Raw genomic sequence first — 17,321 nt, forward strand, 5'->3', positions numbered from 1 at the left:
GCCTAGTAGTCTTGCGTTGACGTTAATAGGAGTTGATCTATGTCCTGGTGGGAAACCCTGCCCACGCTCGCCATCGCCGTCCTGGTCTTCTTTGTCCCGGGCCTCTCCCTGTTGTGGGCCGCCGGCGTGCGTGGTTTGAGCCTGGCTGTTCTGGCCGTACCCGTGACGACGACCGTAGCCGCATCGGGCGGCATCATCTTCGGTTTCGCACGGATTCCGTTCAATCCGCTGACCGTACTCGCCCTGACGCTGGTCGTGCTGGTGATCATCGTCGCGGTGCGGCTGGTGCTGCGCCGCCGCGGCGTGTCCCAGGACCACCTGTCCATCGGTGAGGCTGACCTGGTCTCTTACCCCAAGACGCGGCTGAACACTCTCATCATCCTTCTCTCAGTGCTCGTCCCGGCGCTCATCATCGGCGCCCGGTACATGTCCGGGTTCGGGTCACCGGAGTCGTTCTCCGAGACCTTCGACAATGTCTACCACCTCAACGCGGTCCGCTACATTGCGGATACCCAAACGGCGAATACGCTGACCCTGGGGAACCTCACGGAGACGTCCAAGGGTCTGTACCCCGCAGGCATGCACGCCCTGCTGGCGTTGGTGTTCATGTCCGGCGGACAGGCCATCACCGTGGTGGTGAACTGGGGATCCATCCTCTATGGGGCACTCGTTTGGCCGCTTGGCTCCCTGTTCCTGGTCACCCGCATCATCGGCTCCCGGCCCTTGACACTCCTCGGGGCGGGCGTCCTCTCCGCCGGTTTCAGCAGCTTCCCGTACCTCATGGTGGCATTCGGCATCCTCTATCCCAACCATGCCGCGCTCACCATGCTCCCAGCCGTTCTCGCACTGGCGATCGAAGCCACGGGCATCCGCTCGGGAAAGCTTCGCCTGAACGTCAGCGCGCTGATTCTCCTCGTCGCCACGGTTCCAGGTCTGGCGCTCACCCACCCCAGCGCATTCGTCGCGCTTCTGGCCTTCACCGCTCCAGCCGTCCTGGGTGTCTTCTTCAGATCTCTAGCCCGGCGGGCCAGGGGTGACCTCTCCACGAAGGCCTTCATCCTCTGGGCTCTCGCGACAGCGGTCTACTTCCTCGGTACTCTGGGCGTCTGGATCGCAGCCCGTCCCCCGCTCAGCGCGGCAAGCTGGCCTCCGTTCCAGACCAACGCACAAGCCCTCGGCGAAGTCTTGACGAGCGCCCCCATGGGAACCACTGTGGCCTGGATTATCTTCCTTTTCACCGTCGCAGGTCTCTACGTCATCGCCCGCCGCTTCCGGACCTACTGGTGGACCCTGGGGATGTTCATCATCGCTGGAGTGCTGTACCTGATCGTCTCAGCCTGGCCACCCGGATCCTTCCGGTACTTCATGACCGGCGTGTGGTATTCGGACAGCAACCGCTTCGCCGCGATGCTTCCCCTCGTGACCCTCCCGGTCGTCGCCCTCGGCCTCGACTGGATCATCGCCAGGCTCAGCCCGATCCTCACACGCTGGGTCTCAGACACGCAGCTCCGGGCAAAGTCGCCGCTCCAGCCATTGCGTAAGCTCGCAGCACGCCTTCAGGGCCCGACCGGCTCGACCACGACTGCCGCCGTCGTCATCCTGGTGCTCGGTATCGCCGCCCAGGGCGGCACCCTGGCCAACGTTCAGCAGAAGCTCACCACGACGTTCGAGACCCGGAGCGATTCCAGCCTCGTGACGACGGACGAACTGACGCTCATGAAGCAACTGGCTTCCTTGGTGCCCGCAAGCGACATCATCGTGGGCAATCCTCGGACCGGCGCTTCCATGGCTTATGCCTTCTCCGGACGCCACGTCATAGCTCCCCACATCCTCGGTGCGCGAAGCGACAGCGAGAAACTCTTGATGGACCACTGGAGCGAGGCGGCGTACAACCCCAGCGTGTGCCCCGTCATCAAGGAGAAACGCGCCTACTGGGCGTTGGACTTCGCGGATGACGAGATGACCCCTCGTGGAGAACCGCTGGAAGGAACGCGCGACCTGGCAGACAATTCGGCTCCGGGTGTCGAACTCGTCAAGGCGGTCGGAAAGGCCCGGCTCTTCCGGGTCACCGCCTGTCAGTGAGCCGACGACGCGAAAAAGGGGCGGCGCACCATAGGGTGCGCCGCCCCTTTTCGTCGGCCGCTGCTCAGGCGTGCTTGGACTTGTAGGCGGACTTGGCCAGTTCCGGAAGCACATTCCTCGCTGCCCAAAGAGCCCCGAGAATGGACTGTCGTTGAAGGGCCACCGTCTCGTCACCGGCGACGACATAGACAGTTCCCTTCCCGAAAGCGGGGAAGTCGGAGCTGAGCTTCTTGTTCGCCTTGTACACGGTGTAATCGCTCATCGGGACCGACACGACCAGAACATCCGCAGCCAGCTCGTCTGCGCGAGCGCGCGGAAGATAGCCGGTTCCGAGCGGGAAACGGGACGATGTCGGCTTTACATCCTTCTCCAACGCGCTGACGACCTGCGCAGGAGTGAGACCGACCGTGCTGAAGAAGGCGAGGGGCGCGGAGGACTTCCCCGACAGGACCAGGTCGGAACCGGACGCGGACGACGCAGAGACGAACAGCGCCGTCGAATGCTTCAGTCCGGGATAGGTGGCCGCAGCATCAGAGATCTTCTGACGGGCATCGGAGATCAGCTCGGCGGCAGGCTCTTTCAGACCGAGGACTTCTGCCATGAAGGCCGTGACGGGTTCCCATTGCGCAGCCGGAACGGAATCCGGCGCAACAATGACTGGCGCCACCGTCGACAGAGATTCATACTCTTCGCGGCTCAGCCGAGAACCGACGGAAATGAACGCGTCCGGCTTGAGGTCTTTGAAATCGCCGGCGCTCAGCACCCGGCTGTCGTCATAGTTCTGTGGGGCGTCTTCCGGCGCGAGTGCACGCAGGCCGGCCCGGTACCACGAGGTGGAGTCCGCCCCAGGGCGAGAGAGGGGCGCGAGCCCCAACGCGACGAGAGTCTCGGCTTCGACGGTGCCCAGGGCGACGACTTTCGACGGCGGCGAGGCCACTTCCGTCGAACCGAACCGGTGTTTGATGGTCCGCGGGAAACCCGTGTTTGAGGCCTGCGCCTTGGCGGGTCCCTGTTTACCGCCCGAGCAGGCGCTCAGGGCCAGTGGGATCGCTGCACACAGCGCCAGGAAGCCGCGGCGGCTGGTGCTGTTGAAGTCGGGTCCGGAGGTCATTTCTCGCTTCCCATCATGAAAATCGGCATTCCTGTCGTCATGGCGTTCTGGCTATGCCCCTTGTACGAGGCCCAGGAGCCTCCGCTCGAACACGGGTGCAAGGCTTTCAACATAGCTCCTGGTGAGGTGATTGTTGTCGAAGTAGACGAAAAGCCCACCCGTGACCGCGTAACAGCGAGAGTCGTCGCAGAACTGATCGGTCATGTCCAGCACCTTCAGATTCCGCACCTGGAGCTTCTCGGCCGCCTGAGCGGTCGGGTCCGCCACGAGCGCCTTGGCACGTTCCGTGGCACAGGCGAGGGCGTTGCCCTTGTTGTTGAGCACGCAGGTCGGGGTGCTCTTGCCGAGGGTCAGAGGCGGATCGCGCAGAATAACCACACGACTCCCGTTCTGCGCCCATTTGGCGACGCGCCGCTCCACGCTGGAGTGATACTGGCTCAGCTGGTCGCGGCCAGTACCGTCGTCGATCGTCTCCTTGGCCGAGAACGTCGAGGCGACCACCAGGTCCGGACGCTGCTTCATGATCCGGTCGGAGACCTGCCGGCTCCAGTCCAGGCAACGTTGCTGGCTCCCAGCGTCAAGCCTCGGCGCATCCATGAAGGCGACCCGGCGGGCATCGGCGAGGGAACATCCCCCGGCGAGGCTCATCCGCACCTTCCACTGCTGTTTGCGCGCCAGATCGAAGAAGACCGACTTCCACTGCTCGGCGTGAGAGTCCCCGATGAACCACACGTCCTGGGCGTCCGTCTTGCCCCGGGAGAAATCGCACTCCTGCAGGTAGGACACCCCCTGGACGACCAGCGGGTCAGCCGCACCACGGCAACCGGGCACCGCGAAGTAAGGGGACTCGGCCTTGCCGATGTTCTGCGCGTCGGGAGGACCGTACTTGTCGGGGCAGGCAGCGCCCTTGAGAAGGCTCGCAGCGCCGTAGCATGGCGACTTCGCCAGCTGGGCGAGCTGTTCCTGCTCCATCTTCTCGGCCTGACCGGCGGAGAAGACCATGGCGACGGAGAGGGCCCCGGCGACGGCCATGGTGCCGAAACCGGCGAGGATGGTGACGCGGGCCTTCCGGTTCCGGAACAGCCGGGACCGGCCCGGATCCTCCACGTACCGCTTGGTCAGGAACGCCAGGAGGATCGCCAGGACCGCGATGGCCAGCTTCTCCCAGTTCCCCAGCTCCCGTCCGAGCAGGGGCATCGCGAGAATGATCAGGGGCCAGTGCCAGAGGTACAAGGAGTACGAGATGTCGCCCAGGAACTGGACGGGCCGGAATCCCACCCACGGGAGGGCGCTCTGGCCGAGCACGGACCCGGACAGCACGATCGCCCCGGTGCCCAGCACGGGGATCAAGGCCATGTAGCCGGGAAACTCCGTCTCCGTGCTGAAGGTCGCGAGCGAGTAGACCAGCGCGGCCACGCCGGCGAGTCCCAGCGCGCCCATCCACCGCCGCGCCGCGACCGGCGGCTCGGCGTCGTGAGCACGGGCGCCACGGCCCGACAGTGCGAAGGTGAGGATCGCGAGCAGGCCGCCCAGGGCGAACTCCCACGCCCGCGTGGTGGTGACGAAGTACGCCTCGTTCTTGCTGGTGGCGGTGAAGTAGACGCTGTAGGCCAGGGAGGCGGCGAACACCACGCCCATGACCAGGCTCAGCAGACGCAGAGGCTGCTTGCGCAGACGCAGGGCGAGCAGGAAGGCCCCCGCCAGCAGCAGCGGCCAGACAAGATAGAACTGCTCCTCCACGGAGAGGGACCAGTAGTGCTGCACCGGCGTGGCCAGCTCATGGTCGGCCGAATAGTCGATCGACTTCGCGGCCAGCATCCAGTTCTCACCGTAGAAGGACGCGGCCAGCGTCTCCCACGCCACGTCGAGCCAGCGCGAATACGGCAGGATGAACCAGGAAGCCACCAGCCCCACCACCGAGACGAGCAGAGCCGCCGGCAGGAGCCGGCGCATGCGGCGGGCGTAGAACGCGGCGAAACGGACCCTGCCGGTCCCCCGCAGTTCGTCGACCAGGTGGCGCGTGATCAGGAAGCCCGAGATCACGAAGAAGATGTCGACGCCCACATAGCCGCCGGGCAGCGCGGCGGGCCAGAGATGGTTGACGACGACGGCGGCCACGGCCAGGGCGCGCAGGGCCTGGATGTCGGTGCGGAACTTCCCCTGGGGCCTCTTCGGCTTCTCGGCCGCCGGCGCCAGGGTGGGTGCGTCCTGCGTCATCGGGCGATCACGCGCTCTCTCGGGAGCGCAGGAACTCCACGACCTCGTGGCTGGGCCCGTCCTTGATGACGCGACCGTGTTCCAGGAGGACCCCCCGGTCGCAGACCCGCTGCACGAGGTCCAGGTCATGGCTCACCACCACGAGGGTCTTGCCCTCGTCGGCGAGTTCCTGGATCTTCGCGAGGCATTTGCGCTGGAACGGCTCATCGCCCACGGCGAGGATCTCGTCGACCAGGAAGACCTCCGGATCGGTGTGGACCGCCACGGAGAACGCCAGCCGCAGGTACATGCCCGAGGAGTAGAAACGGACCTCGGTGTCGATGAACTCGCCGATCTCGGCGAAGTCGACGATCGCGTCGAAACGCTCCTTGATCTGGGCCTCCGACATCCCGAGGATGGCGGCGTTGAGATAGACGTTGTCGCGACCGGAGAGATCAGGGTGGAAACCGGCCCCAACCTCGATGAGGCCGGCGACGCGTCCGCGGGTGCGCACGGTCCCCTCGTCCGGAGTCATGACGCCGGAGATGTGCTTGAGCAGCGTCGACTTGCCCGAGCCGTTGAATCCGAGAAGAGCGACGGTCTCGCCCTGGCGGATGTCCAGGCTGACATCGTGCAGGGCGTGGAACTTCGCGGAGAGATCACCCTTGCGGCCCTTGAGGAACCAGATGAGGGCTTCCTTGATCGAGCGCGTGTGCCGCAGGACGAACTGCTTGCTGATGCCCTTGATCTCGACGGTGATGGGCGATTGTTCGGACATTCAGAGCTCCTGCGCGAACTTGACTTCCAGCTTGCGGAAGGTGAACTGGCCGAGAGCCAGGACCGCAGCCGAGACGATGAGAGCCACCGGGAGCCACAGCTCGAAGAGCATCGGCGGGGCGGCCTGGGTGGCCGAGCCCCCCGTCGTCGTGGACCAGAAGGCGTAGTGGAAGAGCTCGACGCCCACGGTGACCGGGTTCGCCTGGTACACCGCGAACCAGAACTCGCCGAGGCGGTCGTGCACCATGTTCCACTGGTACATGACCGGGGACGCCCAGGTGGCGACCATGAGCATCATCTCGACGAAGTTCTCCGAGTCCCGGAAGTACACGTTGACTGAACTGAAGAACAGACCCAGCCCCACAGAGAGCATGGCGAGCACCACGAATCCCGCGATGCCGGCCATCAGCCCGAGCAGCGTGGGACGCCACCCGGTGAGGAGACAGCCGATCAGCAGGACCACGAGCTGTGGGAGGAAATGGGCCGCCGAGACGAAGACCGACGCGACCGGGAACAGCTCGCGGGGCAGAAAGATCTTCTTGATCAGCCCGCTGTTGTAGACGATCGACCTGGCCGCGTTGTTCAGGGCTTCGGTGAAGAAGTTGATCAGCACGATGCCGGAGAAGAGATACACCGCGTAGTTCTCGACGTTGCGGTTCTGCCCGAGGAAGACGCCCATGGCGACGTAGAACACCACGAACTGGATCGCGGGTTTAACGTAGGACCACAGGACGCCCAGCACCGAGCCGCGGTACCGGAGCTTGATCTCCTTCTGCACCAGCAGCTTGAGCAGATACCTCTGCCGGAAGACGTCCTTGAGCCCGTGCCCGATCCCAGGCCGGATCAGGGGGGTGTCCTGAAGCGAACTCATGCTCGCTCCCCCACCGCCTGGGAGCTCTTCTCACGGGTGTCCGAGATGGTGTGCTCCGCGAAGGTCTTCGCCCAGCTCTCGCGGGAGGTCAGCTCCGGCAGCGCGGCCTTGTACCGTGCCGCGAGGTCGTCCCAGTTCCGGACGATCTGGGCCAGGCTGCCGACCGCGTTCATCAGGAGGGACTTCGCCAGGCGGGGGTCGCGGACGTACCAGGACGCCCCCGTGCCGTCGGCGTTGGTCACGATCGCCGAATCGAACTGCGACACCGTCCACCACTTGTTGTCCTGGTGGGCGATCCGCGTCTGAGGCACGGCGCGGTCCCGGTCGGAGACGTCCGTGAACAGCTGCTTCCGGAGGGTCTTCAGACCCCACGGGAGCATCATCTTCAGCGACGGACGGCTGGACACCGCTGCGCTTCCTCCGAGGCTCTGTTCCTTCTGAGCGGTGGGGAACGCTTCGGGGTCGCTCTTGTACACGGTGTCGCTGTGGGATGCGAGCATCGTCCGGATGCGCGGCAGCGTGGTGCTCAGGGTGCCGTGCAGCTCACGGGGACCCTTGAGCAGGTCCTGCATCGCCCAGACGCGTCCCTGGGACGTGGCGTACTGCATGGAAAGGGTGTGCTTGATGTCGGCGAACAACGCGCCCACCAGGGCACGGCCGCCACGGGCGAAGGGACTGTAGAGCAGGGCGACCATGAGCCGGTTGCGGTTGTGGAAGTAGGCCTGCCAGCCGACCAGATCGTCCTTGTCGCCCCACGAGATGTGCCACACGGCCGCGCCGGGAAGGCTGACCGTCTGGTACCCCTTCGCCTTGGCACGCAGGCCGAACTCGACGTCGTCCCACTTGATGAAGATCGGCAGTGCCAGGCCGATCTCGCGGATCACCGACGTCGGGATGAGGCACATCCACCAGCCGTTGTAGTCGACGTCGACCCGCCGGTGCATCCACGGCGTCTGCCGCAGATTGGACGTGAGGAAGTCGTGGCCGAGTTCCATCTCCCCGTAGGGCTGGTCCGGCTGGATCCGGTGAGGATTCACGATCTCGCCGAGCGTGTGCAGGGCGGTCCGGTGGTGCAGATCGAACATGTGTCCGCCCACGAGCGTGGGCTTGCGGCAGTAAGCCGCGAACGTCAGGAGGCGCGTGATGCTCTCCGGCTCGATCACGACGTCGTCGTCCATGAGCAGCACGTAGTCGCTGCCGTTCTCACAGGCCTCGAACATGCCGCGGGAGAAGCCGCCCGAGCCGCCCAGATTGGACTGTTCGATGATCCGGAGCTTGTCTTCGAGACGGCTCGCGACCTCGTCGAATCCTGTGGCCTCGACGAGTTTGTCGGTGCCCTGGTCCACGATCAGGACCTCGGTGACCTGCTCCAGGCACTCTGGGTGATCCGCCAGGAGACGGAGGTTGTTCAGACAGTAGGACGTCTTGTTCAGCGTCGTGATCTCGAGCGTGACCGTGGCACGCTCGGGGGCGGGGCCCGGCGCCTGCCATTCGGCAGACTCCAGGAAGAGCTCGCCGCGGCCGGCCACCAGGTCGAACCAGTACCAGCCGCCGTCGCCGAACGGCAGAAGATCCAGGTCCACCACGGAGGTCTGATCACCCGTCACCGGAATGCTCTTCTGCTGCAGAAGCGCGCCCTTGGCGTTGGAGCGGAACACCACGATCGTGCCTTCACCGCGGGTGCTCACACTCAGGCGGACCTTGCTGAGAGTGGTCCACTTGCGCCAGTACCCGGCCGCGAAGGCGTTGAAGTAGCTGCCGAACGAGACACGCTCACCCGGGCGGACCCTGGTGGAGCAGCGCCCGGTGAAATCCTCGGCGTGTGCTTCACGGGCCTGCGAACTCAGGCGGACCGGACGGCGGCCCTGCCGCCGTGCCTCCTGCTCGCTCGGCGCGGGCATGCCTGCGGCGGTGCCCATGTCCACATAGAGCGGGGCGGTGTCCATCTCCGAATGCTCCGGGAAGATGACCCGCTGGAGGGTGACCCATCCGGAAGCGTCATCCACACCGGTCTGCCCGGGAAGGACTCCCTTGCTCATGCGTCCACCCCACCGCTTTCCATCTTCGCCCCGTCCGCGAAGGCGGGACGGATCTTGTTCTCGAACATGGAGAGCGCCGAGCCGATGGCCATGTGCATGTCCAGGTACTTGTACGTGCCGAGGCGGCCGCCGAACAGGACCATGTCCTCGGCGGCGGCGAGATCGCGGTACTTGAGGAGCTTCTCGCGGTCCTCGGGGGTGTTGATCGGGTAGTAGGGCTCGTCGCCCTTCTCGGCGAAGCGCGAGAATTCGCGCATCACGACGGTCTTCTCCTCCTGGTAGCCACGCTCCGGGTGGAAGTGACGGGGCTCGATGATGCGAGTGAAGGCGACGTCCTCGTCGTTGTAGTTCACCACGCTCGTGCCCTGGAAGTCGCCCATCGGCAGGACTTCCTCTTCGAAGTCGATCGTGCGCCACGAGAGGTCGCCCTCGACGTAGTCGAAGTAACGGTCCACGGGGCCGGTGTAGACCACGGGGATCTTGCCAACGACCTTGGACTTGGAATACTCGTGCGAATCGTCGAAGAAGTCGGTGTTCAGCCGGACCTCGATGTTCGGATGCTCCGCCATCTTCTCGATCCAGGCGGTGTATCCGTTCGTGGGCAGACCCTCGTACTTGTCGTTGAAGTACCGGTTGTCGTAGTTGTAGCGCACCGGGAGGCGGGAGATGATGCTGGCCGGCAGATCCTTGGGATCCGTCTGCCACTGCTTGCCGGTGTAGTGCTTGATGAACGCTTCGTACAGCGGGCGTCCGATGAGCTGGATGCCCTTGTCATTGAGGTTCTGAGGATCCGTGCCCGCCAGTTCGCCGGCCTGCTCCTGGATCAGGGCCTTGGCCTCGCCCGGGGTCATGTTGGCCCGGAAGAACTGGTTGATCGTGGCGAGGTTGATGGGCAGGGAGTAGACCTCACCCTTGTGGACGCCGTAGACCTTGTGCACGTAGTTCGTGAACGTGGTGAAGCGGTTGACGTACTCCCAGACCTTCTCGTTCGAGGTGTGGAAGAGGTGGGCGCCGTAGCGGTGCACCTCGATTCCCGTCTGGGGTTCGGTCTCGCTGTACGCGTTGCCACCGATGTGATGACGCTTGTCCAGGACCACGACCTTCAGGCCCAGCTCACGCGCGGCCCGTTCCGCAATGGTCAGACCAAAAAAGCCTGAACCGACAACAACCAGATCAGCGTTCACCAATTCTCCTGAACTACTCGGGGCGGACCGGCGGCCATGCATGGAGGAGCATGCGCCTGCTGAACTAGGGTACCCGAGTTTGTGCCCACAGGCCGGAGGACCGGTTTGTCCACATAGCGAGACCAGCGGGGTTTTTCCGGGCCATCCGCTCCCTAGTCTTCACGGCATGAAACGTCTCCGGTCACCCGTGATTCTCGAGTGCACGCTGGTGGTGCACGACGGCGCGGGGGCGCCTTCCGGCTTCGGCTCGCGTTCCGTGGAACTCACCATCGTCTGCGGGCCGGCGGCGGAGGGAACCCACCTCTCCACCGCCCTCGAGAGCCGCTACGGCCCGGGGCCCTTCACCGTCGCGGGCAGGCCTCTGTTCTCGCTCATCCCTGGCGCAGAACCCCTCGTGACCGGGTGCGTCATCCTGGGTCCCTCGCTCGGGAACGTGGCCGGATCCGGCCGCTCCGCCGAGCCCGCGGCGCATCTCGAACTGGTCGTGCTGTCCGGCCCGGACGCGGGGGCAGCCCTTCCTCTCCGACGTGGCGAGCATCACCTCGGACGGGGCGCCCCGGCCCTCGGTCTCACCGATCCGAGCCTTTCCCGGGATCATGCGGTCCTGTCCGTCTCGCCTGAGTCCATCCGGTGGACTGACCGGGGCAGTCTGCACGGGACCATCGTGGATGGCGTCAGCCTTCGCGGCACGTCGGCGGTTTCGACGGCGAGCGCCATCAGGTGCGGGGCCACCGAGTTCGCTCTGCGCGCGACCGCACTGTGGGAAACGGATCTGAGTTCGCTCGGAGCACCGCCGGGACCGCCTCAGGAGGTCACCGCACCGCAGAAGGACCATGGCAGGGCGATGACCCTGCTCCTGGCGGCCGGTCCCCTGCTGAGTGGGCTGGCCTTGGCGTGGAGTTCCGGGACATGGCAGTTCGCGCTGCTCTCCCTGCTGTCCTCGGCGCCCTTCATCTTCCCTGCGATCGCCGGCACCCGCGCGGCACGGGCCTTCCAGCTCCGGCTCGAGGAGGCGGTGGCCGAGGACCGCGAGCATCTGGCGACCGGATTCCCTCCACTGGGGACACTGCTCCTCGCACAGGCCGCCCCCACCGTGCACCACCTACCCACGGCGGGACCGGACGGCGTCCGTCCGGGGGGTGGCGGACCGGCGTCCGACGACGGTCTGTGGCTGAGGCTCGGCACCGGCGAGGCGCCAGCCGACATCGTGTGCCGCGCGGAGACACCGCTCATCGCCCGGGCGATCCGGACCTCGGAGGCCGGTGGCACCCGACGGTCCCGAGACCGCACTGAAGCACTCCGAGGCGGGACCCAGGAATCGCGCGCGCGGTCGAGGGAACCACGATTCCGTCCTCGCGGTCGGCTGCGAGCGCGCCGCCACGGCGGATACCCCGACTCCCGGAAGATGCGGGAACGCACGGGCGCAGATCCACGAAACCCTGCCCTGGTTCATCACGATGCCCCGATCCTCGTCCGGGCCGACCCCGGACTGATGGTGGTCGCCGAACCTCCCGAGTACACGGAATTCGTCTGCGGGCTCCTGGTCCAGCTTCTCCGGAGACCAGGCGGGCGCCGGCCGGGCGTGATCCTGGTCGACCCTGACCGGGTCATGCCCGCCTCGCTGCGGTTTCTGCCCGGCATCCGCTGGGTCAACAGCTGGGCGGAGGCCTTTTCGCAGGGGTCGACGTCTCCGCACCCGTTGTCCCAGCACAGGTTGTCCCAGCACACGGCGGCCTCGGGACCGCCTCACCTCGTCGTGGTCGGCGCGCCCGCGGCGCCGCCTCCCTGTGGTCCGGGGGAACGAGGCGCCCCGGGGTCGGCGACGGTCGTTTTCCAGGAATCGCCCGGCGCCGGTGCCTCGGTTCCCCGCGGGCTTCACGGATTGTCGATGGTGAGAATCGACCGCACTCTGGGCACGGTGCTCCCCGCCCACACGAACCTGCCTGCCCGGACCTTCATCCCCGACCTCGTCTCACCGGAAGTCCTCGACCGGTTCTGCCGGAGATTCCGCGCTCTGCACCCATTCGTGACGGGCACCGGATTCCCCGAGGAGCGCACGGCCGTCCCTGGCACCGTGTCCCTCGGCAGCCTCTCCCCCACGTCCGCCCCGGCGATCGTCGAGACCTGGCATTCCAGCTGCGCAGCGGACGCCTTCTCGTTCCCTGTGGGCGTCAGTCAGGAGGGACCGGTCCTTCTCGATCTGGTGCACGACGGCCCGCATTTCCTGGTGGCCGGCACGACAGGGTCCGGCAAGTCGGAACTTCTCCGCACGATGGTCCTCTCCGCGGCGAGCCACCTGCCACCTTCGGAGCTGGGTTTCGTCCTGGTCGACTTCAAGGGAGGCGCGGCCTTCGACGGGGTGGCTGACCTGCCGCACGTCCATGGACTGGTGACCGATCTCGGGCCGGCCGAACTGGACCGGGCTCTCGCCTCCCTCCGGGCCGAGGTCCTCCACCGGGAACAACGGTTCCGCGAGCTCGGAGTCTCGGATTGGGCCGGCTATCGGAGGGTTCGACGGTCGCACGAGTCTCCGCTCCCCCGCGTCTGCCTCATCATCGACGAGTTCCGGATGATGATGGACCATGCTCCGGACAGTCTCCGCGAACTCATCAGGCTCGCCAGTATCGGTCGGTCGCTGGGACTGCACCTGGTCCTGGCGACACAGAGGCCTCAGGGTGCCGTGAGTGCCGACATCCGGGCCAACCTGGGGACGAGCATCGCTCTGAGGGTTCAATCGGAACTCGACTCCCTGGACGTGATCGGCACGTCCCAGGCCGCGGAAATCCCGTCGGAGCTGCCCGGCCGTGCCGTGCTGGCGAAGGGTGCCAGCAGGACACTGATCCAGGTGGCCGACGCCTCCTCTGCCCCGCTTGTCGCCGACGACGACGTCCGGGTGAGCGTGTGGGGCGAACACGAGCCGTCGAATGAGAGGGCGTCGCACGAGGCAGACGACTCCGGTGCGCACCTCACGTCGTGGTGCAGTAAGGTGTCCTCCGCCTGGCAGACATGGAACGCGGATCACGAGGCCGAGGTTGCTCCTGACGGGCGCCCGGGACATCCGACGGAGTGGGGAATCGAGCTGAGGATGGGGCCGGGCCTCGGGCCGAGGCCGGGGCCGGCTCTCGGGCTGAGGCCGGGCCTGAGACCAGGGTCGGGGCCGCGCCCGCGGAGAGTCCTTGCGCCGCCTCTGCCCCGACGGTTCGACCCGGCCAGGCTCCCGGACTTCGCCCTTGCCCGAGCGGACGATGATCCACCCCTCGCCCTGGTCGACCGTCCCGATCATCAGCGCCTGGACGTCTTGCGGTGGGCACGCGGGGAATCCATCGCGGTGCTGGGAGCACCACACGACAGGAACGCCTTGGTCTCTGCTCTCTTCGCGACCGCCGCTCACAGACGCGCTCCTCTATTCGTCGCCCTCACCCTGCAGACGACCTGGCCCGGAACCGACCCGCCTCCTCCAGCAGGGTTGAACTGCTCAGTCTTTCGGGCTCCCGACCGGATCTCGTCCGCGAGCCTGTCGGAGACGGACCCTCGCCCCCGGATCATCCCCGCTCAGAACACCGCTGAAATCGCCCAGTTGTTCCGTGAGTTGCGGGAAGGCCGGCAGGATTCCGACCGAGAGGTGTTCCTCTATATCGAGTCCTGGGAATCGACGCTCGCTGCGATCAGATCCTCAGAGCATTACGGACTGGAGGGAGAACTTCTTGACCTGCTGCGCAGCGACGGTGTCGCCGGAGTCCGCGTTCTCGTCGGCGGCAATGAGGGTCTGACGTCGTCCCGCGCCGTGGGAACGGTCTGCCATTCGATCTACCTGCCCTCAGCCCGGGCTGAGGAGGACCTCCGGCTCTCCGCGGCGCTCGCTCGGCTCGACCCGTCGTCGTCGCGCGTGCTGCTGAGAAGTTCGCGTTTCGGTGGAGGACTGCAGGTGGCAGAGCCGGTGTCCGCCAGGGCGTCGACGCCGGAGGCGTGGCACCCTGACCCGGAGCCCGAGGTCCAGCGGCTCTATGCCGGAACCGCCACGTCGGCGGGCGACCGGCCCGAGAGCGACCTCTCGCTGGACGTCGCCTCACTGGACGACTGGTGGAATTACTTCGGCTGACCGTCCGATGGCTCGCCGGTCGCTCCCTGCTCGGCGCTGGATTCGTCGTCGTCGGCGGCCTGCGTGCTCCATCGGCCGTAGGCGACAGCTCTCGGATCGAAAATCAGCACGGCGGAAACGGCCGCGGGAATGATGATGAGGAGACCCTGCCAGATCAGGCCGGCTTGAAGCGTCGGAATTCCGATCGCCAGGATGAACAGCTGCGCCACCAAGGCGCCGGATCGGGGCCACCGGTAGCCGCGGAAGAGGAAATGTCCGATCGCCATGAGGCCCAGCCCGAGCGCGGCGAACAACACCGCGAGGAAGACGGCGCCCGCGAAGGTGAGGACGGGAGTTCCCGCGAGGAGGTTGACCACATAGATCCCGGCGACCACCAGGAGGACCAGGCCTTCCACCAGGGCGACCAGGGAGACCACCGTCACCGAGAGTGGCCGGGACAGGAGGGCACCGGTCTGAGGGGAATTCATCGGCATGCTTTCTCTTTCAGCCACGCGGCTGGGACGGGCGCCCTACGGCAGGACCCTTGACACAGTCGCACCCTACCGGACATAGTCAAATTCGGGACATCACTGAGCCGGGGATGTGATGCACCACTCATGTTTTCCGGCGATTTGACGGCTTTCACCCCTTGTTTGCTCCGCGTTAACGTGACACGCTTGTTAATAGAGTCGCGGGGCCAGAAATGGCCCCTTTCCTATGAAGGGCCAAGTGAAATTTTTCACAAAGCCTGAAACACAGATTTGGAGTGAGTGATCGCATGGATTGGCGTAGCCGTGCCGCCTGCCTGGACAAGGACCCCGAGCTTTTCTTCCCTGTCGGCAACACGGGCCCAGCGCTTCTCCAGATTGAAGAAGCCAAGAGCGTCTGCCGCCGGTGCCCCGTGGTGGACACCTGCCTGCAGTGGGCACTCGAGTCCGGCCAGGATGCCGGCGTCTGGGGTGGCATGAGCGAAGATGAGCGTCGCGCACTCAAGCGCCGCGCCGCGAGGGCTCGCCGCGCCTCCTAAAGCGCAAACGGAGCAGTCGAACTTCCGAGCAGTACAACGCAGTGGCGGGCCGGAACCTGAGGGTTCCGGCCCGCCACTGCGTTGGCGTGCTCCTTGCGGATCGTGCTGCTGGAAGTCGACGGCACCGGACCCTGGCGCCCGTGGTCTGCGCCGACGGACCGTGCCGCCAATGGGTCGAGCCGCCGGTGGACCGTTCTCCCCCAGGTCGCGGCACCGAACAGTGGAGTCCATGGTCCGCACCCGCGGACCGTGGTGCAACGGGTTACGCCGCCGGCAGTTCGCGCCACCGGACCGCGCAGCCAACAAGTTGCACTGCTCACGGACCCTGGCGGCCGCGGACCGCACCGGCGGATTGCGCCGCCGGCAGCTGGTGCCGGAAGGACCTGCCGACAGTGGTGCCGTGGTGCTGGCACGGCCTACCTGAAGCAGTCCCGCGCGGATCCGACGGCCTCAGGCGTCGAGCGGGACCACCAGACGGACGACGGTTCCCCCGCCGTCACGGGACAGCCAGCGGATCGTGCCGCGAAGCTCCGACGTGATGAGTGTGCGGACGATCTGAAGGCCGAGTCCCCCGCTGGTGCCGCCGAGGGTGCCCGGACCGGCCGCGGGATCGGCATCCGGCGGCAGCCCCACGCCGTCGTCGGAAATCGTGACGGTCAGTTGGCGCTCGCCCGCTTCGGTGACGCTTCGCTGCGCGTCGAGCCAGACGGTGCCCGCCCGGTCCTGCAGGCCGTGTTCGACGGCATTAGTGACGAGTTCGTTGATGACCAGCGCGAGTGGCGTCGCGAGGTCGCTCGGCAGTTTGCCGAATTCCCCGGTCAGCTCGGTGCTCACCTTCTGTGCGGGCGAAGCGACCTCCGCCGACAGTCGGAATTGCGGACTGATGAGCTCGTCGAAATCGACGACCTGCGACAGGCCCTGCGACAAGGTTTCGTGCACACGGGCGATCGTCGCCACCCGGCGCATGGCCTGTTCCAGACCCTGACGGGCCTCCTCGCTCACCATGCGGCGTGACTGCATCCGCAGCAGCGCGGCCACGGTCTGGAGATTGTTCTTCACCCGGTGATGGATCTCCCGGATGGTGGCGTCCTTGCTGACCAGCTCTTGTTCGCGACGGCGGAGCTCTGAAACGTCGCGGCACAGGACTAGTGCCCCGAAACGATGGGTGCCGTCCCGCAGAGGGATCGCCCGCAGCGTCAGCGACACGCCCCGGGACTCGATCTCGGAACGCAGCGGCATGCGGCCCGTGACGACGAGCGGAAGGGTCTCGTCCGCCAGGCGCCGGTCCTTGATGAGGCCCGCCGTGACCTCCGCCAGGGAGCGGCCCTCCAGCGACTCGATGTCACCGAGCCGACGGAAAGCCGACACCCCGTTGGGGCTGGCGTACTGCACGATGCCATCGGCATCCAAGCGGATGAGGCCGTCTCCCACACGGGGTGCGCCACGACGTGACCCCGTCGGGGAGGCGAAATCCGGCCAGAGGCCCTGCGTGCCCATCTTGAGCAGGTCATAGGCGCACTGCCGGTACGTGAGTTCCAGCCGGGACGGCATCCGTGAACTCGACAGGTCCAGGTGAGAGGTGACCACCGCCAGCGTCCGGCCATTGCGGACCATGGGGATCGCCTCCACCCGGAGCGCCGAGTCCCCGTTGCTCCAGGCCGCCTCGGAGGACCGCTCGATGTGGCGGGACTTCCACGCACGCTCCACGAGCGGCTGAAGATCCGAGCGGATGCCTTCGCCGACGAAGTCCGTGTGGAACACGGTATGACTCGTGGACGGCCTCACGTGAGCGAGGGCCACGAATCCCAGCTCGGGATCCGGGAACCACAAGGCGAGGTCGGCGAAGGCGAGGTCGGCCACCATCTGCCAGTCACCGACCAGCAGATGGAGCCACTCCGCGTCCCCGGGGCCGAAATCAGCATGTTCCTTGATGGGATCAGTGAATATGGCCACGGG

The 17,321-nt window shown here is 66.2% G+C and carries 11 protein-coding genes; 3 read left to right on the top strand and 8 right to left on the bottom strand.

Annotated features, from left to right (window positions below; translation table 11 throughout):
• The first annotated feature begins 39 nt into the window (after positions 1-39).
• On the top strand, positions 40-2,082 hold the full coding sequence (locus P9849_RS11055; RefSeq protein WP_278266845.1) for a DUF6541 family protein: 2,043 nt from the start codon (positions 40-42) through the stop codon (positions 2,080-2,082).
• 64 nt (positions 2,083-2,146) lie between these two features.
• Here the strand turns inward: P9849_RS11055 and P9849_RS11060 are convergent, their stop codons facing one another.
• Genes P9849_RS11060 through glf form a run of 6 tightly spaced genes read right to left on the bottom strand, consistent with a single transcriptional unit; the run spans position 2,147 to position 10,260 of the window.
• Complete coding sequence (locus tag P9849_RS11060) at positions 2,147-3,193, bottom strand: ABC transporter substrate-binding protein (RefSeq protein ID WP_278266846.1); 1,047 nt, start codon at positions 3,191-3,193, stop codon at positions 2,147-2,149.
• Between the two features lie 51 nt (positions 3,194-3,244).
• A complete protein-coding gene (locus tag P9849_RS11065; RefSeq protein ID WP_278266847.1) occupies positions 3,245-5,410 on the bottom strand; it encodes an acyltransferase family protein in 2,166 nt (721 codons plus the stop codon).
• A gap of 7 nt (positions 5,411-5,417) precedes the next feature.
• Entirely contained in the window at positions 5,418-6,167 is a 750-nt protein-coding gene (locus tag P9849_RS11070) for an ABC transporter ATP-binding protein (protein WP_278266849.1), read from the bottom strand.
• Positions 6,168-7,037: an ABC transporter permease gene (locus P9849_RS11075; RefSeq protein WP_278266850.1), complete on the bottom strand. Its 870-nt coding sequence runs from the start codon at positions 7,035-7,037 to the stop codon at positions 6,168-6,170.
• Entirely contained in the window at positions 7,034-9,076 is a 2,043-nt protein-coding gene (locus P9849_RS11080; RefSeq protein ID WP_278266851.1) for a glycosyltransferase, read from the bottom strand. The genes P9849_RS11075 and P9849_RS11080 overlap by 4 nt, the downstream gene beginning before the upstream one ends.
• Positions 9,073-10,260: a UDP-galactopyranose mutase gene (glf, locus tag P9849_RS11085; protein WP_278266852.1), complete on the bottom strand. Its 1,188-nt coding sequence runs from the start codon at positions 10,258-10,260 to the stop codon at positions 9,073-9,075. Before glf ends, P9849_RS11080 begins: the two co-directional genes overlap by 4 nt.
• Before the next feature lie 166 nt (positions 10,261-10,426).
• Between glf and P9849_RS11090 the strand changes: the two genes are divergently transcribed.
• Positions 10,427-14,359, top strand: a complete 3,933-nt coding sequence (locus P9849_RS11090; protein WP_278266853.1) for an FtsK/SpoIIIE domain-containing protein — start codon at positions 10,427-10,429, stop codon at positions 14,357-14,359.
• Here P9849_RS11090 and P9849_RS11095 read toward each other — a convergent pair.
• Complete coding sequence (locus P9849_RS11095; protein WP_278266854.1) at positions 14,347-14,832, bottom strand: hypothetical protein; 486 nt, start codon at positions 14,830-14,832, stop codon at positions 14,347-14,349. The two genes, P9849_RS11090 and P9849_RS11095, sit on opposite strands and share 13 nt — an antisense overlap.
• Before the next feature lie 284 nt (positions 14,833-15,116).
• On the opposite strand from P9849_RS11095, the gene P9849_RS11100 reads away from it, so the two are divergent.
• Positions 15,117-15,365 carry a WhiB family transcriptional regulator gene (locus P9849_RS11100; RefSeq protein ID WP_066211085.1) on the top strand — a complete coding sequence of 83 codons (249 nt, stop codon included), beginning with the start codon at positions 15,117-15,119 and terminating at the stop codon, positions 15,363-15,365.
• 450 nt (positions 15,366-15,815) lie between these two features.
• Here P9849_RS11100 and P9849_RS11105 read toward each other — a convergent pair whose 3' ends face one another.
• On the bottom strand, positions 15,816-17,318 hold the full coding sequence (locus P9849_RS11105) for a PAS domain-containing sensor histidine kinase (protein ID WP_278266855.1): 1,503 nt from the start codon (positions 17,316-17,318) through the stop codon (positions 15,816-15,818).
• Positions 17,319-17,321 lie beyond the last annotated feature (3 nt).

Source organism: Arthrobacter sp. Y-9 (assembly GCF_029690065.1).
Taxonomy (GTDB): domain Bacteria; phylum Actinomycetota; class Actinomycetes; order Actinomycetales; family Micrococcaceae; genus Arthrobacter_E.